18 protein-coding genes are annotated in these 22,152 nt (G+C 30.8%); 9 read left to right on the top strand and 9 right to left on the bottom strand.

Annotated features, from left to right (window positions below):
• Window positions 1-72 precede the first annotated feature (72 nt).
• Complete coding sequence (locus tag ACJDUH_RS09335; RefSeq protein ID WP_406764883.1) at window positions 73-936, top strand: GNAT family N-acetyltransferase; 864 nt, start codon at window positions 73-75, stop codon at window positions 934-936.
• A 69-nt stretch (window positions 937-1,005) separates the two neighbouring features.
• Here the strand turns inward: ACJDUH_RS09335 and ACJDUH_RS09330 are convergent, their stop codons facing one another.
• The gene (locus ACJDUH_RS09330) at window positions 1,006-2,190 is read right to left on the bottom strand and encodes an aminotransferase-like domain-containing protein (protein ID WP_406764882.1); all 1,185 of its coding nucleotides are present in this window, start codon (window positions 2,188-2,190) and stop codon (window positions 1,006-1,008) included.
• A gap of 330 nt (window positions 2,191-2,520) precedes the next feature.
• Here ACJDUH_RS09330 and miaB point away from each other — a divergent pair, with 330 nt between their 5' ends.
• The 6 genes from miaB to ACJDUH_RS09300 all read left to right on the top strand — a co-directional run bounded on the left by miaB (window position 2,521) and on the right by ACJDUH_RS09300 (window position 11,495).
• Window positions 2,521-3,852 (top strand): tRNA (N6-isopentenyl adenosine(37)-C2)-methylthiotransferase MiaB, encoded by a 1,332-nt coding sequence (miaB, locus tag ACJDUH_RS09325; RefSeq protein WP_406764881.1) that lies wholly within the window; start codon window positions 2,521-2,523, stop codon window positions 3,850-3,852.
• Window positions 3,853-4,168: 316 nt separating this feature from the next.
• Window positions 4,169-6,823, top strand: a complete 2,655-nt coding sequence (gene mutS / locus ACJDUH_RS09320) for a DNA mismatch repair protein MutS (protein ID WP_406764880.1) — start codon at window positions 4,169-4,171, stop codon at window positions 6,821-6,823.
• Between the two features lie 73 nt (window positions 6,824-6,896).
• Window positions 6,897-8,738, top strand: coding sequence for a DNA mismatch repair endonuclease MutL (gene mutL, locus ACJDUH_RS09315; RefSeq protein ID WP_406764879.1), 1,842 nt, complete (start codon window positions 6,897-6,899; stop codon window positions 8,736-8,738).
• A gap of 17 nt (window positions 8,739-8,755) precedes the next feature.
• The gene (miaA, locus tag ACJDUH_RS09310) at window positions 8,756-9,694 is read left to right on the top strand and encodes a tRNA (adenosine(37)-N6)-dimethylallyltransferase MiaA (protein ID WP_406764878.1); all 939 of its coding nucleotides are present in this window, start codon (window positions 8,756-8,758) and stop codon (window positions 9,692-9,694) included.
• Between the two features lie 76 nt (window positions 9,695-9,770).
• Window positions 9,771-10,019 (top strand): RNA chaperone Hfq, encoded by a 249-nt coding sequence (gene hfq / locus ACJDUH_RS09305; RefSeq protein WP_406764877.1) that lies wholly within the window; start codon window positions 9,771-9,773, stop codon window positions 10,017-10,019.
• 195 nt (window positions 10,020-10,214) lie between these two features.
• Entirely contained in the window at window positions 10,215-11,495 is a 1,281-nt protein-coding gene (locus ACJDUH_RS09300; RefSeq protein ID WP_406764876.1) for a methionine gamma-lyase family protein, read from the top strand.
• Between the two features lie 84 nt (window positions 11,496-11,579).
• Here ACJDUH_RS09300 and lexA read toward each other — a convergent pair whose 3' ends face one another.
• Window positions 11,580-12,188 (bottom strand): transcriptional repressor LexA, encoded by a 609-nt coding sequence (lexA, locus tag ACJDUH_RS09295; RefSeq protein ID WP_406764875.1) that lies wholly within the window; start codon window positions 12,186-12,188, stop codon window positions 11,580-11,582.
• 139 nt (window positions 12,189-12,327) lie between these two features.
• Between lexA and ACJDUH_RS09290 the strand changes: the two genes are divergently transcribed.
• Window positions 12,328-12,684 (top strand): hypothetical protein, encoded by a 357-nt coding sequence (locus tag ACJDUH_RS09290; protein WP_406764874.1) that lies wholly within the window; start codon window positions 12,328-12,330, stop codon window positions 12,682-12,684.
• A gap of 39 nt (window positions 12,685-12,723) precedes the next feature.
• On the opposite strand, the gene ACJDUH_RS09285 is transcribed toward ACJDUH_RS09290, so the two are convergent.
• Both ACJDUH_RS09285 and purB read right to left on the bottom strand, forming a co-directional pair.
• Window positions 12,724-13,683: a tyrosine recombinase XerC gene (locus tag ACJDUH_RS09285; RefSeq protein WP_406765039.1), complete on the bottom strand. Its 960-nt coding sequence runs from the start codon at window positions 13,681-13,683 to the stop codon at window positions 12,724-12,726.
• Window positions 13,684-14,531: 848 nt separating this feature from the next.
• Window positions 14,532-15,962, bottom strand: a complete 1,431-nt coding sequence (gene purB / locus ACJDUH_RS09280; protein ID WP_406764873.1) for an adenylosuccinate lyase — start codon at window positions 15,960-15,962, stop codon at window positions 14,532-14,534.
• Between the two features lie 336 nt (window positions 15,963-16,298).
• Here purB and ACJDUH_RS09275 point away from each other — a divergent pair, with 336 nt between their 5' ends.
• Entirely contained in the window at window positions 16,299-16,514 is a 216-nt protein-coding gene (locus ACJDUH_RS09275) for a DUF378 domain-containing protein (RefSeq protein ID WP_406764872.1), read from the top strand.
• A 34-nt stretch (window positions 16,515-16,548) separates the two neighbouring features.
• On the opposite strand, the gene ACJDUH_RS09270 is transcribed toward ACJDUH_RS09275, so the two are convergent.
• The 5 genes from ACJDUH_RS09270 to recA all read right to left on the bottom strand — a co-directional run bounded on the left by ACJDUH_RS09270 (window position 16,549) and on the right by recA (window position 22,034).
• Complete coding sequence (locus ACJDUH_RS09270) at window positions 16,549-16,809, bottom strand: HPr family phosphocarrier protein (RefSeq protein WP_406764871.1); 261 nt, start codon at window positions 16,807-16,809, stop codon at window positions 16,549-16,551.
• 209 nt (window positions 16,810-17,018) lie between these two features.
• Window positions 17,019-18,215: a pyridoxal phosphate-dependent aminotransferase gene (locus tag ACJDUH_RS09265; RefSeq protein ID WP_406764870.1), complete on the bottom strand. Its 1,197-nt coding sequence runs from the start codon at window positions 18,213-18,215 to the stop codon at window positions 17,019-17,021.
• A gap of 17 nt (window positions 18,216-18,232) precedes the next feature.
• Entirely contained in the window at window positions 18,233-19,060 is an 828-nt protein-coding gene (locus tag ACJDUH_RS09260; protein WP_406764869.1) for a PHP domain-containing protein, read from the bottom strand.
• Between the two features lie 169 nt (window positions 19,061-19,229).
• Window positions 19,230-20,774 (bottom strand): ribonuclease Y, encoded by a 1,545-nt coding sequence (gene rny / locus ACJDUH_RS09255; protein ID WP_406764868.1) that lies wholly within the window; start codon window positions 20,772-20,774, stop codon window positions 19,230-19,232.
• A gap of 201 nt (window positions 20,775-20,975) precedes the next feature.
• Entirely contained in the window at window positions 20,976-22,034 is a 1,059-nt protein-coding gene (gene recA, locus ACJDUH_RS09250; protein WP_406764867.1) for a recombinase RecA, read from the bottom strand.
• Window positions 22,035-22,152 lie beyond the last annotated feature (118 nt).

Genomic DNA, 22,152 nt, shown 5'->3' with positions numbered 1-22,152 from the left:
AAGCATAACTAAATTAAAAAATAATATAATTAATTATTAATAAGAAGTAGTGAAGTTAAAGAGGATTTGTATATGTATGAATGTATTGGATTTAATAAAACATACTTAAAAGATCTTACTTTTATAAATGACAACAGACTAAGATTTAACTTACTAAATGAAGACTTTATGGATTACTACAAAGAGCTAAATTTTTTTAAACAACTTTTAATACATAATAAGGTGAGGATAATTAGAGAAAATAATAAGGTACACGGTTATTTATGGGCCTTTAAAAATGAAGATGGAAGACTTATAATTAATTCTATGTATGTATATGGAAATGAGGATATAATAAATAAGTATAGATTGCTTCTTAATTCTTTTAAGGGTAATAAATTTATATATAATTGCAGAAAAAACATAAATAACTTTGAAGTGTTAACTGAAATCGGTTTTAAAAAAAGCAAGGGTACCTTAAATATGAAAATGTCTCTTAATAATTTAAACTACACCTTTCCTGAAAAACAAGTGGAATTTGAAGCTTTACGAAAAGGAAAACAAGAAGAATTAAGATGTAATATTCAAAATGATGTATTTAGAAATGATGATAGAATGCCTTTAACCATTGATGACATGCTGTATGATGAATATCAGAGCTATTATTATGAAGAAGGTGCAGTATTTGCTAAATACAATAAGGAATATGCAGGTTATGGACAAATTATATTAATCGATAATGTGCCAACAATTGTGAATGTAGGAATATTAAAAGAGTTTAGGGGAAAAGGGCTAGGCAGCTTATTAATGAAGTATTTATTGAACTTATTAATAAAAAATGGATATAAGGAAGTAAACTTAAAGGTATCTTCTGATAATTTAACAGCTATAAAAATGTACAGTAAGCTTGGTTTTGAAGTAATAGGCGAGACTTTTACCTGGGAATATAATAAATAAATGAGCCACCCTAGTGACATTAGATAAATTTAATCTTTGTTACTGGGGTGGCCTTTTAATAAATAATGCTTAATAATGTTTTTTCAAGACACTACCTAATCTTTTTATACCTTCAAGGGTGAGATTCTCGTTCATGCAGGAGTAATTTAATCTAAAATGATTTGCTCTGTCACCATTTGCATAGAATGAACTGCCAGGTACATAAGCTACCTTTTCTTCTAAGGCGTCTTTTAATATTATTGCAGCGTCTAAATCCTCTCTTAATTCAACCCATGTAAATAATCCGCCTTTAGGTCTTGTGAAAATTACATCCTTTGGGAAGTATTTTTCAATAGAATCAAGCATAACATCTCTTCTTGTTTTATAGATTGACCTAATATTTGCTATATGCTCATCTAAATCATAAGTCTGCATATAAAGTGCAGTTTCTCTTTGAGCTATGCTGCTGCATTGAAGATCTGCTCCTTGCTTTACTATTATATATTTTTGTAGAATTTCAATATCTGCACAAACCCAGCCAATTCTAAGCCCTGGACAGAAAGTTTTAGAAAAAGTTCCTAAATATATTACATACCCATCTTCATCAAAACTCTTTATAGATGGATATTGTTCTCCTTCAAAGGTAAGTTCTCCATAAGGACAATCTTCAATAACGGGAATATTATATATCTTAGCAAGCTCAGCAACACGCTTTCTTCGCTCAATAGACATTGTTTTGCCACTAGGGTTTTGAAAATCAGGTATTGTATAAATCATTTTAGCTTTAGGATTTTCTTCTAAAGCCTTTTCAAGTTCAGTAACAATCATGCCGTCATCATCCATTGGAATTTCAACAAATTTAGGCTGATAAGCCTTAAATGCATTTAAAGCTCCTAAATAACTTGGACTTTCACAAATAATAACGTCACCTTCATTAATAAAGATCTTTGCTGAAAATTCCAAACCCTGTTGTGAACCACTAGTAATCATTATATTATCTAGTGTAGCTTTTACTCTTGCCTTTGGCATTCTTTGCTTTGCAATTATTTCTCTTAATGGAGCATAACCTTCAGTAGTGCTGTATTGCAGTGCTGCGCGGCCATCTTCTCTAAGCACTCTAGTTGTAATGCTTTCAAGTTTCTCAATAGGGAACAATTCTGGTGCTGGAAGTCCACCAGCAAATGAAATGATATCAGGCATTTCTGTTAATTTTAAGAGTTCTCTAATTTCTGAAGCTTTTATACTTGAAGTTCTTTCTGCATAGCATAAATTCATATTGGTACCCCCCAAAGTTTAGTATGTTAAAATTTATTTAGTTTAATCCCCTTACAATCATTATATCAAATATGAAGTTATAGTTTCAATAATAATTTAGAATGTTTTTAAAATTTCAATTGTTAAAAAATTAATTATATTTCTAACAATTCTTGAAATAAATCCTTCACAATATTTACCAATTAAACATTATTTATTGAACTTCCAGGAGGATAAAAAATACTTTAAAAAGTTATTCAGATTATATATAATATTAATGATATAATCAATATATATAAATAAATTTATCAAAATATATTGTAAATGCATAAATTTTTGAGGAGATAGAGGATGAATGATATAATTAAATTAAAATATTTTATAGAAACTTGGGGCTGCCAGATGAATGAAGAGGATTCAGAAAAGCTATCAGGTATGTTAAAGTCTCAAGGCTATGTTAGAACAGATATTAAGGAAGAAGCTTCCGTTATAATATTTAATACCTGCTGTGTTAGAGAAAATGCTGAACTAAAGGTATATGGTAATCTAGGCGCACTTAAAAATTTAAAAAAGAAAAACCCTGGACTAATAATAGCGGTATGTGGATGTATGATGCAGCAGGAGGGAATTGCAGATAACGTTATTAAAAAATATCCATTTGTAGATATTATTTTTGGGACTCATAATGCATATAAGTTTCCAGAGTATTTAAATAGAGTAAAGCAGGAAGGGAAGTCCATAATAGAAATAGTTAATAAGGAAGAAAAAATAGTTGAAGGTATACCAGTAGACAGAGAAAGCAGTATAAAAGGCTTTGTAACAATAATGTATGGCTGCAACAATTTTTGTACCTATTGTATTGTACCTTTTGTAAGGGGCAGAGAAAGAAGCAGGGAAGCAGCTGACATCGAAAATGAAATTAAAGACATGGTTTCTAAAGGTTACAAGGAAATCACCCTTCTTGGTCAAAATGTAAATTCTTATGGTAAGGGTCAGGGAGAAGATATTAGCTTTGCAAAACTACTTGAGAGACTTGATAAGATTGAAGGTTTAGAGAGAATAAGATTTATGACCTCACATCCAAAGGACCTATCAGAGGAAGTTATAAATACTATTGCTAAGTCTAAAAAGATCTGTGAGCATATACATCTTCCTGTACAATCTGGTTCCACTAATATACTTAAAAAAATGAATAGACGGTATGATAAAGCACAATACTTTAACTTAGTAAATAGAATTAAAAAGGCTATACCAAATGTTGCTTTATCTACTGATATAATTATTGGCTTCCCAGGTGAAACAGAAGAAGATTTTCTGGAGACATTGGATTTAGTTAAAAAAGTTGAATATGATTCAGCCTTTACCTTTATTTATTCTAAGAGAAAGGGAACTCCTGCGGATGAAATGGAGGAACAAATTCCTGATGATATTAAGCATGATAGATTTAATAGGCTGGTAAGTGTAGTTAATGAAATTAGTGCAAAGAAAAATAAGGAATACCTTGGCAAAGTAGTGGAGGTATTAGTAGAAGGAACTAGTAAAAATGACAGTACAAAGCTAATGGGCAGAACTAGAACTAGTAAATTGGTGAACTTTACTGGGGACTTTAATAGTATAGGAAAGCTTGTAAATGTAGAAATAACAGAAGCTTTATCCTTTTCACTAAATGGAAAGCAAATATAATAAGTAAATCTTAATAATAAATGATAATGAATATTTGCTACAATATATAAAATACGTTCCATGAGCTGATCGCTACGAAAGAAGTTCTAAGTTCAGAATAGCCTCAAAGCCAAGTGTTTTCGTAAAACTCACTATCGTTCAAACAAACGAACAACACTAAGACTTTGTGGCTATTCTTTCACTAAGAACTTCTAGCTATCACTTTATGCTCATTTCACATATTTTATATATTTTCGCTTACTTTCATTATACTTTGATTTTTTAAGATGCTTTTTTAAAATATAGTAACTTAAGTAATATAAAAGGAGATGCGAAGATGTCTTTAACTCCTATGATGCAGCAATATATGCTCGTAAAAGAAAAATGTAAGGATTGTATATTATTTTTTAGATTAGGTGATTTTTATGAAATGTTCTTTGAAGATGCAGAAATAGCATCTAGAGAACTGGAGCTAGTACTAACTGGAAGAGACTGCGGACTTGAAAACAGAGCTCCAATGTGCGGAATTCCATTTCATGCGGCTGATTCTTATATAGGAAGACTTGTCAATAGAGGGTTTAAAGTTGCTATTTGTGAACAATTAGAAGATCCAAGTTTAGCTAAAGGCATAGTTAAAAGAGATATAATTAAAATAGTTACCCCTGGAACTTATACTGATTCAACTTTTCTTGAAGAAAATACAAATAATTACCTAATGAGTATTTTCGTCCATGAAGATAAAATTGGAATTTGTTTTGCTGATATATCTACAGGTGACTTTTATAGCACAGAATTTAATAAAAATTATGACTTGGTACTAGATGAGCTTTCTAAATATTCTCCTAAAGAAATTTTAGCAGATGAAAAAATGGACAAACAGCTTAAAAATAAAATAGAAGAAAGATTTAGCATAATATTTTCTGAAAAAAATGAAGAGTATTTTAAAGCAGGGTACCATGAGAAGCTAAAACAATTTAGTAATTCAAATGATAAAAATGTTAGCTTGGTTTCAAAATTTGCAGCAAATGGGCTGCTTAGCTATATACAAGAAACACAAAAGCTTAATTTAACCAATATTAACAAAATAGAGTATTATGATGTCTGTGATTATCTTAATATAGATATTAATACTAGAAGAAATCTAGAATTAACTGAAACACTAAGAGATAAAACAAAAAAAGGTTCACTTTTATGGGTAATCGATAAGACTCATACCTCAATGGGAAGCAGGACTTTAAGAAAATGGGTAGAACAGCCTCTATTAAATAGGATTACCATTGAAAATAGGTTAGACTCAGTTAAGGAGCTGACAGAGAATTTATCTATATTAGAGGATTTAAAAATAGAGCTTAAAAACATTTATGACATGGAAAGAATTGTTGGAAAGGTCTCTAATAAAAGTGTAAATGCAAAGGAACTTGTTGCCCTTAAAAACTCACTTGGCAATATTCCAGCTATAAAAGAAATCATAAGTAACGTAAAATCAAGTAAGCTTCTTGAAATATATGAAAACTTAGATGAACTAAGAGATGTATATGAACTGCTTAATTTAGCATTAATTGAGAATCCAGGTCTTTCAATTAAAGAGGGAAATATAATTAAAGAAGGTTATAATTCCATAATAGATGAGCTTAGGGAAGCTAAATTTAAGGGAAAAGAATGGATCGCGCAGCTTGAAAATAGCGAGAGGGAACAAACTGGAATCAAGTCTTTAAAGGTAGGCTTTAACAAGGTCTTTGGTTATTATATAGAAATAACTAATGCCAATAAAGGGCTTATTCCAGAAGGCAGATATATTAGAAAACAGACCTTGTCAAATGCAGAAAGATATATAACACCTGAGCTAAAAGAAATGGAAGATAAAATCCTTGGTGCTGAGGATAAATTAATAAACTTAGAGTATCAGCTTTTTATAGAAATTAGAGATAAGGTTGAAAATGAGATAGATAGAATGAAAAAAGTTGCCTCAAATATATCTCAGCTTGACTGTTTAAGTGCTTTAGCAATTACAGCAATGGAAAATAACTATACGAGGCCAAGAATTACAGAAGATGGAGTTATTAATATAGAAGAAGGAAGGCATCCTGTTATTGAAAAAATAATATCAGCTGGAGGTTTTGTTTCTAATGATACCTCAATTGATACAAAAGAAAGCATGCTTTTGCTTATAACAGGACCCAATATGGCTGGAAAGTCAACTTATATGCGGCAGGTTGCTCTAATTACACTTCTTGCACATATAGGAAGCTTTGTGCCAGCTAAAAGTGCATCTATATCAGTTTGTGATAGAATTTTCACCAGAATAGGTGCATCAGATGATCTTTCAGCAGGAAAAAGTACATTTATGGTTGAGATGTGGGAGGTTTCAAACATTTTAAAATCCGCCACAAATAAAAGTTTGGTGCTTTTAGACGAAGTAGGCAGGGGGACAAGTACCTATGATGGACTAAGTATTGCTTGGGCTGTAATAGAGTATATCTGTAAGTCTTCAAAAATAAAATGTAAAACTTTATTTGCAACACATTATCACGAACTAACAAAGCTGGAAGCATCTATTAAGGGAGTTAAGAATTACTCAGTTGCAGTTAAAGAAATAAATAATGAAATAGTTTTTCTTAGGAAAATTGTAGAGGGTGGAGCAGATCAGTCCTATGGTATTGAGGTTGCAAAACTGGCAGGGCTTCCTGAGGAACTTATTATAAGAGCTAAGGAGCTATTACTAGAGCTAGAAAATAAAGATAACATAAAAATAACTGAGGATTTAGATATTAAGGAAGAACCTTTGAGCTTAGAAAATAAAAGGAAGCATAGAGAAAGAAGTCAAAAAGAGGCAGCAGTAGATTCTTTAGATAATATAATGCAGCTTAATTTTCAGGATATATCAAAGAATAATTTAATTAAAGAAATACAAGACCTTAATATATTAGAGCTTACTCCAATGGAAGGCTTTAATAAGCTTTATGAAATTATAAATAAGGCAAAGTCCTTGTAGTTTAGATATGTAATTGAAAAAAGACATAATTATAAAGTATTAAAGGCTTTTTAGAATCAAAAGAGGTGATAAATTGAAACGAATTAATGTCTTAAATGTGGAAACTTCAAACAAAATTGCAGCAGGAGAAGTAGTTGAAAGGCCATTTTCAGTGGTTAAAGAATTAATAGAAAACAGTTTAGATGCTGGTGCTGAATATATTACTATTGAAATATCTGAAGGGGGACATAAGTTAATTAAGATTATTGATGATGGTTATGGAATTCACCCTGAGGATATAGAAAAGGCTTTTTTACCCCATGCAACAAGCAAAATTAATGAAATTGAAGATATTTATAAAATAAACACCTTCGGCTTTAGAGGAGAGGCACTTGCAAGTATTGCAGCTGTTTCCAAGGTAAGACTTATAAGTAGATCAGAGGCTTTTCAGTATGGCAAAGAAATATCAATTGTTGGGGGCATAATAAATTATATAAAAGATGCGGGTTGTAATGTAGGTACTACCATAGAAATAGAGGATTTGTTTTATAATGTTCCTGCTAGACTTAAATTTTTGAAATCACCTCAAAGGGAAGCAGCATTAATTAATGATATTGTTGAAAGACTTGCACTGGTAAACCCTAAGGTTTCATTTAAAATATTAAATAACGGCAGCAAAGTATTAACTACTTATTCAACAAATGAAATTAAGGATACTATAAGGGCAATTTACGGTAAGAATATTTGTGAAAACATAATAAACTTTGAAAAACACGATGATATTGCTTCTGTTTATGGATATATTGGAAATGCTGAAATAAGCAGAGGCAGCAGAAATAATCAAAGTATTTTTGTTAATAAGAGATATATTAAACATAAATCCATAACCTCAGCAGTGGAAAATGCCTTTAAGTCCTTTTTAACTATTAATAAGTTTCCTTTTTTTGTTTTATTTATTGATATCTTTCCGGAGCTTATAGATGTAAATGTACATCCTACTAAATCTGAAATAAAATTTAGAGATGATAGGTTTATTTATAAACTTGTTTTCGATACTGTCCATGAGGCCTTAAGACAAGGAGTAAAAGATACCTTTAATATACCAGTTCAAAGTGTCTTAAGCATTAATGAGGATAACATAAACGAAAAGACATCTGTTCAAATACCTATTGATTTTAAAGTAAATAAATGTGAAGACTTCTTATTGCCAATAGGTGAAAATAGCTTTAGCCAGGATTCTAGGGTAGATATTTATGAAGATAGAGGCTTTTTTAATGAGCAGAAAAACTTATATGACGCGCAAACAGTAGCTGAAACTAACAATATCATAAAAGATTTTCCTACTAAAGAGGCAAAGTTTCCTTACCTTGAGGTAATTGGACAATTTAATAACACCTATATCCTAGCCCAAAGCGGAGAAGAGCTATATATTTTAGATCAACATGCTGCTCATGAGAAAATCTTGTTTGAAAAATATAATAAAAGCTTAAAAAATAGGGAAGTAACTGCGCAAGTATTGGCAGCCCCAATAGTTTTAGAATTAAATTTTGAAGATTATTTTGTTTATGAGGAAAATACAGAAATATTTAGAAATGCTGGTTTTAACATTGAAAAATTTGGAGAGAATACTATAAATATAAGAGAGATTCCAATAATTCTAGGTGAGATACAAGTTAAGAATTTGTTTTTAAATATTATTGATAATTTAAAAGCTATGGGCAGTGGGGAAACCGCTGAGGTAAAATATGATAAAATAGCAAAGCTTGCTTGTAAGGCAGCAATAAAAGCCAATAATAGACTTTCCTTAATTGAAATGAAGCACTTAATTGAGGAATTAAGGTATATTGATAATCCTTTTACATGCCCTCATGGAAGACCTACAATCATTAAAATTACTTTAAATGAACTTGAGAAAAGGTTCAAAAGAATACAGTAAAAGATGGAGGAAAGGTATTGAAGGATTTAATTATTATAGCTGGGCCAACTGCAGTAGGAAAAACATCTATTTCTATAAAATTAGCCAATAGAATAGAGGGAGAAATTATTTCAGCTGATTCCATGCAAATATATAAGTACATGGATATAGGCTCAGCTAAAGTAACCAAAGAAGAAATGGGAGGAATCCCTCATCATTTAATTGATATAATTGATCCTAAAATTAACTACAGCGCTGCACAATTTAAAAAAGATGCGGAAAAATGCATTAATGACATAACCTTGAGGAGCAGAGTACCTATGCTTGTTGGCGGTACTGGATTATACATTAACTCACTTATCTATAACTATAGCTTTACAGAGGCTGTTAAGGATGAAAACTTTAGAAGAGAATTAGAAGAATTAGCCCTTGAAAAAGGAAAGGATTATGTCCATGGATTATTAAAAGAAATAGATACTGATTCTTACAATAGACTTTATCCAAATGATTTAAAACGTGTTGTTAGGGCCCTTGAGGTACATAAGCTCACAGGAAAGACAATTGGTGAATTCAATAATAACGAAAACATATTTGATATTCCTTATAACCTGCATTATTTTGTTCTGACTATGGATAGAAGCATTTTATATGAAAGAATCAATACCAGAGTAGATCTTATGCTGGAAAAGGGACTAGTAGATGAAGTTATTAAACTTAAGGAAATGGGATATACTTCAGATATGCAGTCAATGAAAGGTATTGGCTATAAAGAGATTCTATTTTATCTAGAAGGCAGGAATAGCTTTAATGAAGCTGTAGACATGATTAAACAGGGGAGCAGGAACTATGCAAAAAGGCAGTTAACTTGGTTTAGAAAAGATAATAGGGTCAATTGGATTAATAAGGAGTCTTTTAAAAATGAGGATGAGATAGTAGAGTATATTTTAAACTATATACAATTAAAAAAGAATATATAATTTATTAAAGGAATTTTAATAAAAATATAGAATTAATAATTAAAAATATTTTTATTGTAATAAGGAGGGGTATTTAATGAATAAAACAGCTAACAATCTTCAAGACATATTTTTGAATGGTGCCAGAAAAAATAAAATACCTGTTACCATATATCTTACAAACGGATTTCAAATTAGGGGCAGTGTAAAAGGCTTTGATAGTTTCACAGTTGTTTTAGATTGTGATGGAAGACAGATGCTTATTTATAAGCATGCGGTTTCTACAATTACACCGCTTAAGCCAATATTGTTTAACAATTCACCTAGCGAAGAAGAGTCCATGTAACATAAATTTTATAAAATATGAAGAGTATGTCTAGCAAAAGACATACTCTTTTACTTTGCCAAAAAGAACCTTCAGAATTGCCTATTTTTTTTATTTGTGTTAATATTATTTTTGGACTAAATAAGAAAAATATATATTTTGCTTAATATATGAGTTTAGGAATAATATTAAGAAGGTACGTTTTGGAGGATAAAAATGTTAGAGATTACAAAAGATTTTATTAAAAATAAATATAATATAAGTGATTACATTTTAGATTTATATGAAAGAACACTAAAGGAAGTAGAAGGACAATTTAAATATTATAACGAGATAAGAGAATATAATCAGATTAGAGTTTTAAATGCACTGCAGGAAGAAAGAATAAGCGATGCTCATTTTACAAATTCCAGCGGCTATGGCTATGGTGATATAGGTAGAGATGCTCTTGATAAAGTATATGCTAGAATTTTTGGAACAGAAAGTGCTCTCGTAAGGCCTCATTTTGTTAATGGAACACATGCAATTGGAGCAGCTTTATTTGGTAATTTAAGGCCTAATGATACAATGTTATCTATTTGTGGTACTCCCTATGACACCCTCCATAATATAATCGGAATTAGTGATAATAAAAACATAGGATCTTTAAGAGAATATGGCGTGAAATATAAGCAAATTGATTTAAAAGAAAATGGGAAAGTTAATTTAGAAGAGGTAAGAAGTCAATTAGAAAAAGACAGCAGTATAAAGCTTATACATATACAGCGTTCAACTGGTTATGGCTGGAGAAAATCCTTACTTATATCAGAAATAGGAGAGATAATAGCATTTATTAAAAAAATTAAACCTGAGGTTATTTGTTTTGTTGATAATTGCTATGGAGAATTTATAGATAAATATGAACCAACTCATGTTGGGGCTGATTTAGTAGCAGGTTCTCTTATTAAAAATATAGGAGGAGGTATTGCTCCTACAGGCGGTTATATAGCAGGTAAAAATGAATACGTGACTCAGGCTTCCTACAGACTTACCATACCTGGAATAGGAGGGGAGTGCGGTTCTACATTCGGTGTTATGAGACAGCTATTTCAAGGCCTATTTTTAGCTCCCCATGTAGCTATAGAAGCAGTTAAAGGTGCTATCTTTACTTCGAAAATAATGGAACTTGCAGGTTTTGAGGTTCTACCTAAATTTGATGATAAAAGAAGTGACATAATTCAAGCTATTAAGTTTAATGACAAAGATAAACTAATAAATTTTTGCAAGGGTATACAAGCTGGTTCGCCAATTGATTCCTTTGTACAATGCGAGCCTTGGGATATGCCGGGTTACGAAGATCAAGTTATAATGGCAGCAGGAGCCTTTATTCAGGGGGCTTCCATAGAGCTATCTGCTGATGCGCCAATAAGAGAGCCTTATATAGCTTACCTTCAAGGAGGGCTAACCTTTGACCATGTAAAAATAGGAGTATTAATTTCTCTTTCAAAAATTCTATAAAATAAATATAAATGTCAGACACATGAGTTATTAATTATTATAACTAAGTAATAACTCATGTGTCTGACATTAATTTCATTAATATTAGTAACTTCTATAAATTCCTGCAAGCTTGCCAAGTATTTGGCAGTCCTTCACGATTATAGGCTCCATTGTGCTGTTTTCCGGCTGCAGCCTAATATGATCTTTTTCTTTAAAAAATCTCTTTAAGGTAGCTTCGTTTTCAATTAAGGCAACTACAATGTCGCCATTTAAGGCAGTATTACATTTCTCTATTATAGCCATGTCACCATCGTAAATTCCAGCTTCAATCATACTTGTTCCTGATACATTTAGTATAAAAAGTTCATTATTATTTTTGATAAAATTAAGAGGTATAGAAAATGTATCTTCTATGTTTTCAACCGCAAGAATAGGGAGACCAGCTGTTATTTTCCCTATAATAGGTATATCTATTATTTCTCTCTTTGTAACGCTTTCTTTCATTAATTCTATAGCTCTAGGCTTAGTAGGATCTCTTTTAATAAGTCCTTTCTTTTCTAGTCTTTCCAAGTGACCATGAACTGTAGAGGTGGACCTTAATCCTACTGCATCACATATTTCTCTTACAGAGGGTGGATAGCCTTTATTAAGTACTGAATTTTTTATGTATTCATATATTTCATGTTGTTTATTGTTTTTACCTTCAAGCATATTTATCACCTCACAATCTTTACAAAGATTATAACATAACATTTTAACAATATCAAACTAGTGTTCTTTTTAATAGTTGATTTGTTAAAAATACTTTGATATAATTGCTACGTAAACAATAGGTAAGGTGGTAAATTATATGGATAAACTATGTGTTTTTGATAAAGCCAAGATCTGTAATGATTGCGGTGAGTGTGATATATGCGATTTAAATCCAAAGAAGAAATGCAATAATTGTGGTAAATGTCTAGAGCTTGAAGGGTACGACATGAAGGCTATTAATATTGATGAAATCCTTGAAGATAATAAGGAGCTTATGGAATATGAAGAAAATGATAAGCTTCATGGGGGTGAAAACATAATGTCAGAAGATGAAGTAGAATGGGATTACATTGATGATATTAGAGAAATAAAAGATTTAATAAATGATGAAGAAAACTTAGAAAGTTATGAGGAATTTCCAGGTTTCATTAATTTATCAAAGCATAAAAATTAAAGTTACAGAAATAAAGGGGAGGGAGAGTAAGAAAAAATCTTACTCTTCTGTATTTAAAGGGTTTAATTTTACAGCTTCTCTTAATTTTTCATCATCTACATGGGTATAAATTTGAGTTGTAGACACATTTCCATGACCAAGTATCTTTTGAAGACTTCTAATATCAACATTTCCATATTTGTACATTAAAGTTGCAGCAGTATGTCTTAATTTATGAGGGGAATATTTATCATTATTAAGACCTGCTGCCTTTATATATTTAGCAACTATAAGCTCCACAGATTTTTTATTTATTCTGCGTTTCTTACTGCTTATAAAAAGAGCGTCCTTATATGCAGTTAAAATTTCCATGGAATCTCTTTCGATTAAGTAATTTGAGATTGCCTTTAAGCAGGCATTATTTAAATAAATAGTCCTTTCTTTATTTCCTTTTCCTATAACAGTTAATATATCATCTTTAATTTTAGATATATTAATACTGCAGAGTTCTGAAAGTCTTAAACCGCAATTAAGAAAAAGGGTAATAATACAAAAGTCCCGCCTAGGGTGTTTAGAATTCTCGTCAATTGAAGCTAAAAGTTCCTTACTCTCATCTAGTGTAAGATATATTGGGTTTCTTCTATCAGTTTTTGGAGTTTCTAAATCTGAAGCAGGGTTCTCTGTTAAAATTTTAGTCTTCGTATTTAGATATCTAAAAAAAGATTTTATTGAGGCTACTTTCCTAGCTCTAGCATAGGCACTATTGTTTCTATTTCTTTCAACATAGGCTAAATATGCATAAAGATCTGAAAGTTTTATAGACTTTATAAAATTATCATCAATATCACTTATTATTATGTCTTCTAAAGGTGTATCCTTTGGGTAGAGCTTTTTATAAATTTTTAAAAATTTAAGTAGGAGAGATAAATCTATTCTATAACCATCAATAGTATTATTGGATCTACCTCTAATTACAGATAAATAATTCAAGAATTCCTCAAGCCTTTCCGGTAAAACAATTTCATTAAAAGTTGCTGCTTTAGCTTTGTAAGGCAATACAACTGTATTATCATTTCTATTTACACCAATAAGCTGAGCTTCAGAATGATTTCTATTAATTCCAAGATTTTTAAATATAATTTGTATCTGCCTTGTGCTTACTCCAAATATATTTGATAAATCACTAGTGCTATAATTATTTTTATGAAATTTATAGATGTCCTCTATTACTGGATAGAAGTTATTGCTTTTATATTGAAATTTCAGGTCTTCTATTTTATCCACATCTTCTTTTGACAATTTTGTTTTGCTTAATATTTCTTTATCTTTGGAATTATATTCAATTAATTCATAACGGCTTTTCATAATAAATCTCACCTCATGAATATTATACCAAATATTACTTCGCAAGTCTAGATAATTTCGCTAAATATACATTTAGCGAAATTCGTTGCTACGAATTTCTTGACAAAAACAGATATATATCGTTATTTTTGATTTTAAGCTATTATTATCTATGCACACATATTATTCCTCCAATAACTAAACTAATAGATTATAAGGCAGTTTAAGCTGTTTTAAAGCTATAAACACATTTTTACATTATCTAACATTTATTTTTCTATCTATCAATTGACATGTGTTATCATTTAGCAAAATAATTACCATTATCTGTATTATTTCTTGAACTAAATAAATTAGTACAGAAAATGCATAAATATACCATATTATGTAAATCACAACCTGTTAATTATTCTGGGTATAATTGTTAATTTATCAATTATTAATGTTATAAAAAAAGAAGCTGAAACAATGTGTTCAGCTTCTAATAATCTATTTTTTAATAATTCTATTTTTGCTGTACTTTTTTAAACAGATATAACTGAAGTTATACCTAATGCAGCTTTGTTTTTTTCTAGTATTGGATTTATATAATATGTTATAAAATCCTCAACTTGACCAGGGGCTCTGCCTATAAATTTTTGAGTATCTAGTATTGACATAATTTCTTCTTCTGACATATTAAAAATAGAATCTGCAATTATTCTGCTAAGTAAATCATTATTTAGGCCTTCTTGTTTTACTCTTTTTGAAGCTTCCATGGAATGGGTTCTAATTCTTTCATGAAGCTCTTGCCTATCTCCGCCGCGTTTTACTGCTTCCATTAAAATATTCTCAGTAGCCATAAATGGTAGTTCATTATTCACATGGGAAGCTATAACTTTATCATATACCACCAAATTCTCAGAAACATTCATATATAAATTTAACACGCCATCTAATGCTAAAAAGGCCTCAGAAACTGATAAACGCTTATTGGCAGAATCATCCAAGGTTCTTTCGAACCACTGGGTTGAAGCTGTAATTGCAGGATTTAACGCATCTACAACTATATATCTTGCTAATGCACCTATTCTTTCGCATCTCATTGGATTTCGCTTATAAGCCATAGCACTAGAACCAATTTGATTCTTCTCAAAGGGTTCTTCAATTTCTTTCATGCTTTGAAGTAGTCTTATATCATTGCTGAATTTATAAGCACTTTGCGCAACTTCAGAAAGGGTATTTAATATAATTGAATCAACCTTTCTAGAATAGGTCTGCCCTGTAACTGGAAAGCTTTCTTTAAATCCCATTTTTTCTGTTACCAGCTTATCTAAAGTTTTAACTTTTACTTCATCTCCATTAAAGAGTTCCATAAAACTTGCTTGTGTTCCTGTAGTACCCTTTACCCCTCTAAACTTAAGTGAATCTATTACAAATTCAAGATTTTCTAAATCCATTAAGAGATCTTGAATCCATAATGTAGCACGTTTTCCTACTGTAGTTAATTGTGCAGGTTGTAGATGAGTAAAGCCTAGTGTCGGTAAGGACTTATTCTTAAGAGCGAACATAGATAGATTATAAATTGTTTTTATAATCTTATTTTTAATGATAATAAGTGCTTCTTTCATAACGATTAAGTCTGTATTATCTCCAACATAGCAGCTAGTAGCTCCTAAATGAATTATACCTTTAGCACTTGGGCATTGAAGGCCATAAGCATAAACATGGCTCATTACATCGTGTCTTGTTTCTTTTTCTCTTTTTTCTGCTACTTCATAATTTATATTTTCAATATTCGATTTTAATTCTTCAATTTGCTCTAAGCTTATATCAAGACCTAACTCTCTTTCTCCTTCGGCTAGGGCAGTCCAAAGCCTTCTCCAGGTTTTAAATTTTTTTTCATCGGAAAATAAATAAGACATTTCTTTTGAAGCATACCTGCTTGTTAAGGGTGAATTATATTCTTCTCTCATATTAATTTTTCCTCCTTTTAGTGGTCACACTGAGTAGTTTAGCCCACTCGCTCCCCTTCGGGCACGGGGTAGTTTAAACTTACTCGCTTCCGCTGGCAAACTACCCGTCAAAGTCCATTTAGGACTTTGACCTCGCAAACTACTCGTAAAAGGTCATTTAGACCTTTTACCTCCGTATAAAAATGATATGACTAACAACAATATTCATATTATACCATAATAATATTTAATTTTATAGGTTTAATATTCGTAATTAATATTAGAATTTAATTATATATGTATTATTTGTAAAATATAATAATATAATTTACTAGATAATTATATTTGGAGGAAAATATGTATAAAGTGAATTTAATAGACAAGGTGTCATGTATACTTGTTATATTTGGGGCCTTAAATTGGGGACTCTTTGGCTTATTTGGCTTAGATTTGGTACGCATATTAGTAGGAAATCATCTGCAGTTAATTGCAAGAATAATATACATACTAATTGGGGTTGCAGGAATTGATGTTCTATTGTTTTTGTTAAAGACCAGAAAAAGAGTAAAATAAATAAAGGCTCTATTGAGCCTTTTATTTATTTATATTATTCTTCTAAGGATTCTATTAATTTAACTACTTCTTCTGCAGCTAAGTTTTCATCATCACCTGATGCTATAACCTTTACATTTGAGTTTTTAGTCACTCCTAAGGATAATACGCCTATTAAGCTTTTTACATTAGCTTTTCTTCCGTTAAATTCTATACTTACGTCAGACTTAAATGAAGAAGCTTTTTTAACTAATAAAGTTGCTGGTCTAGCGTGAAGTCCTGTTGAATTTTTAACTATAACCTCTTTTGTTACCACTTTCATCACCTCTACCTAATTATAATACCTAACATTTCTATTATAGCATTTTTTTATAATTTTACAATGATAACTTTACTATTTTAAAGTAACAGAGAAAAAGGTAAAACCTAATATTTACTTAATTCTACCTTTTCAGTATTATATAAAATACTATTTTATTAACACGTAACATTTTATTATTACTATAAATCTTTAATTATAATTATTTATAAGGTGTTAAGAAAATGTTCAATTCTGTTTAAACCTGCTTCTATATTATTTAAACTAGTAGCATAAGATAGTCTAATATAATTATCAACCCCAAAAGCACTTCCAGGAACTACGGCTACATTTTCTTTTTCTAATAGTAAGTCTGAAAAGTTTAATGAGTTTTCAATTAGCTTTCCATCAACTTTTTTATCTAATACCATAGATATATTTATCATTACATAAAATGCACCCTCAGGTTTTATGCAGGATATATATTTCATTTTGTTTATTTTATCAACCATGTAGTCTCTGCGGTTTTTAAATTCTTCAATCATATGTTTCATTGCATCCTGATCCCCAACTAAAGCCTCATAAGAAGCATATTGAGCAATGGAATTTGGATTTGAAGAATAGTGGCTTTGAATATTTGTCATAAGCTTTATTATTCTTTCATTTCCACAAGCAGCATATCCAATTCTCCAACCTGTCATTGCATAGGATTTTGATACACCATTTATAGTAATTGTTCTATTAAATGCATCCTCTGATAATGTACCAATGCTTATATGTTGTAAACTTAAATCATAAATTAATTTTTCATATATTTCATCAGAAATAATAATTAAATCATTTTCCTTAGCAAATAGTGCAATATCAATCAGTTCGTCCTTTGTATAAACTGTGCCTGTTGGATTTCCGGGGCTATTTAGAATAATTGCCTTAGTATTTGGCGTAACGGATTTCTTAAGTATGTCTATAGAATATTTAAATTTATTTTCTTCAGTTGTTTCAATAAAAACTGGCACTCCATCTGCAAGCTTTACCAGTTCAGGATAGCTAACCCAATAAGGACATGGAATAATTACCTCATCACCTGGATTTAAGATTGCTTGAAATGCATTTGCTAAGCATTGTTTTGCGCCAGTTGATACTATTATTTGAGAAGGCTCATAAAATAATTTATTATCATTGCTAAATTTCTTGCAAATAGCTTCCTTTAGTTCCTTTATACCAGAGGTTGGAGTATACTTTGTATAACCCTCTTTTATTGCTTTAATAGCAGCTTCTTGAATATTTAATGGAGTGTTGAAATCTGGTTCTCCAGCACCAAAACCTATAACATCAATCCCTTCTGCCTTCATTTTTTTAGCCTTTGCATCTATTGCCAGTGTTAATGAAGGTGATATCTGCTCTGCCTTTCTCGATAAATTCATTGTAAAGCCCTCCCATATTAAGTATACTTTAGTTTTAAAAATTTATTAGTTAATTCTTCACTTAATCCGCAGCTTCCAAGAAGTAGCTCTTTTTGATGTTCCACTCCGTGGCAATCACTTCCTCCAGTTATCACCAAAGAATATTTTTTCGCAAGATTATAAAATTTATTGGTTTGGACAATTGAATGTGCAGGATGATACACTTCAAGTCCCTTTAGTCCATAAACTTTAAATTCTTTAATTAAAGCTTCTATTTGTATACCTTTATAAACTTCCCCAGGATGAGCTAAAACTGGTACACCGCCGCAGTTGCAGATTAATTTTAAAGCATCTTTATAATTAATCTTGTATCGTTCTACATAAGCAGGTTTACCTTTTATAAGATATTGATGAAAAGCTTCTTTTGTATTATTTACATAACCTTTAGCAACTAATGCCTTTGCTATATGTGGTCTGCCAATACAACTATTATTAATACTAATTTCATCAAAGCTTACATCCATATTAAGCTGTTGTAATTTAGAAATAATATCTATAGCTCTATTTTTTCTATATACTTTAACTATTTCTAAATTAGATATTAAATCAATATTTTTGTAATTAATAAAGTAGCCTAAAATATGAATTTCTCTACTCAAATATTCTGTACTAAGTTCCACACCAGGAATTACTTTCACATCAAAATGCTCAGATATATTTTCAATGGCAATTTGAGAGTCTATAGTATCGTGGTCTGTAATAGATATACATTTAAGTCCCTTATTATATGAAATTTTGATTATTTCCTCTGGCCATAATGCTCCATCTGAATATCTGGAATGAATATGTAAATCTGAAAACTGCATGATAAACACCTGTTTTTTAAAAAATGAAGGAATACTTTCACTTTATTATAATAATACCATTTAGTATCCCTATTGTAAATGATTTTATTAAAAGCATCTTTATTTTTATTAATATTAATATAGATATAATATAAGCCACTGAAAAATTCAGTGGCCTACAATTATATGTTTATTTTGCATATTCAATTGCACGAGTTTCCCTTATAACATTAACCTTAATTTGTCCAGGATACTCTAACTCGCTTTCTATTTTCTTAACAATATCTCTTGCTAATTCAATAGAAGCTGCATCGTCAACTTCTTCAGGTTTAACGAGAATTCTAATTTCTCTGCCTGCTTGTATTGCAAAGGATTTTTCTACACCTTCATACTCATTTGCAATCTCTTCTAATTTTTCAAGCCTTCTTATATAGGCTTCTAAAGTCTCTCTTCTTGCTCCAGGTCTTGCAGCAGATATTGCGTCAGCTGCTTGAACTAGTACTGCTTCCATAGATTGAAACTCCATATCTCCATGGTGAGCACCTATTGCATTTACAATTATTGAGGACTCATGATATTTTTTAGCTATATCTGCCCCTATTAAAGCATGTGGGCCTTCAACTTCATGATCTACAGCTTTGCCTATATCGTGAAGTAAACCTGCTCTTTTAGCTATATTAACATCCAAGCCTAATTCGGCGGCCATCAATCCTGCTAAATAAGCAACTTCAATAGAATGTTTTAAAACATTTTGGCCATAGCTAGTTCGATACTTTAGTCTTCCAAGAAGTCTAATAAGCTCTGAATGTAAACCGTGTATTCCAGTTTCAAAAGTAGCCTGTTCGCCTTCTTCTTTGATGCTGTTTTCAACTTCTTTTTTAGCTTTTTCAACCATTTCTTCAATTCTTGCAGGATGAATTCTTCCATCTACAATTAATTTTTCTAAGGCTATTCTCGCTACTTCTCTTCTTATTGGATCAAAACCAGATAGAATTACAGCTTCTGGAGTATCATCGATTATTAAATCGATACCAGTTAAAGTTTCTAGGGTTCTAATATTTCTACCCTCTCTACCTATAATTCTTCCCTTCATCTCATCATTTGGAAGATTAACTACATGAACAGTTGTTTCAGCAACATGGTCTGCAGCACACCTTTGAATAGCACAAGTTATAATTTCTCTTGCTTTTTTATCCGCTTCTTCTTTTGCTCTTGTTTCAATGTCTTTAATCATAATAGCGGCATCATGTTTTGTTTCTTTTTTAATTTCATCTAATAAAATTTGTTTTGCTTCTTCTGATGTTAAACCAGAAAGTCTCTCAAGCTCTTCTCTTTGCTGATTGTATAGATTTTGAACTTCTGACTCTAAAGCTACTATTTCTTGCTGTTTCTTAATAAAACTTTCATCTCTTTTTTCCAGCATTTCGCTTTTTTTGTCCAAAGATTCTTCACGCTGCATCAATCTTCTTTCAAGTCTTTGAATTTCACTTCTTCTATCCCTTGATTCTTTTTCAAAATCCGTTCTTAGTTTATGAGTTTCTTCTTTAGCTTCTAGAATAACTTCCTTTTTTAATGATTCAGATTCTTTTGAAGCTGAATCAAGAATTTGTTTAGCTTCTTCTTCGGCCTTTGAAATCTTAGCCTGAGATATATTTTTTCTTACATAAATTACAGCAGATAAAACTACTGCAATAGTGATAATAATGCCAAATATAGTCGCTTGTGGTAATGGCATATTTAACACCTCCTTTGCTTTTTTTGCATATAAAACTATGAAATAAAGCCTAAAAAGGTGTCATATTTATTTAATTGGTAATACTTTGAATGTGCTAAACCAGTATTTGTATACTATTTTATATTAGTTTTAATATGATGTCAAGAAAATAAAATAACCAAAGCCTTCAAACAAGCATATTATATACATATAAATTTGCTTCTAGGCCTGCTGTTGTTTTTTATTATTAGTATCCTTTTCTTCTTTTGAATCGCTTTTTTTAGTTGCTGATATAGGAAGACTATATTTTTCTCTAATTTTATTTTCTACTTCAAATAAAATATCTTCATTTTCCTTTAAATATTGCTTTGCATTTTCTCTGCCTTGACCTAGTCTTGTATCTTGGTAAGAGAACCAAGCTCCGCTCTTTTGAATAATATCTTCTCTAACTCCAACATCTAATACATTTCCTTCTCTTGATATGCCATGACCATACATAATATCAAATTCTGCTTGCTTAAATGGTGGAGCAACTTTATTTTTTATAACTTTAACTCTTGTTCTGTTACCAACTACGTCGTCTCCTTGTTTAATTGTATCAATCTTTCTTATATCAAGTCTTACAGAAGCATAAAACTTAAGTGCTCTACCGCCAGGTGTAGTTTCAGGATTTCCAAACATTACACCAACCTTTTCACGCAATTGATTTATAAAAATAGTTACACATTTAGATTTATTAATTGATCCAGCCAGCTTCCTAAGTGCTTGAGACATAAGCCTTGCTTGAAGACCTACATGAGAGTCACCCATTTCACCGTCTATTTCCGCTCTAGGAACCAAGGCTGCTACTGAGTCAATTACGATTACATCAATTGCTCCAGAGCGAATTAGGGCTTCAGTAATTTCAAGTGCTTGTTCTCCAGTATCAGGCTGAGATATTACTAAATTATCTATATCTACCCCCAAAGCTTTTGCATAAGCAGGATCTAAGGCGTGTTCCGCATCTACATAAGCTGCAGCACCACCATTTTTTTGTGCTTCAGCAACTACGTGTAAGGCAACAGTTGTTTTACCTGAAGATTCAGGTCCAAATACTTCAATAATTCTTCCCTTAGGAACTCCACCTATACCTAAAGCTATATCCAAATCAAGACACCCTGTAGAAACTGCATCAAGATTCATAACATTATGTTCTCCAAGCTTCATTATTGAACCTTTACCAAATTGTTTCTCAATCTGCCCCATAGCAATTTCAATGGCTTTTAATTTTTCACTATCCATATGTATTCCCTTTTGGGTTCACATCCTTTCATTTTACGAACATAAGTTCTGATTAATTATATAATATAATTTATTTTTAGTCAACTCTATATAAAAAGTTCCTAAGTATTTTTTAGGA

Origin of the sequence: Candidatus Clostridium radicumherbarum (assembly GCF_045310525.1) — a bacterium.
Taxonomy (GTDB): Bacteria; Bacillota; Clostridia; order Clostridiales; family Clostridiaceae; genus Clostridium_AT; species Clostridium_AT radicumherbarum.
This window is presented reverse-complemented; position numbering and strand designations above follow the sequence as displayed.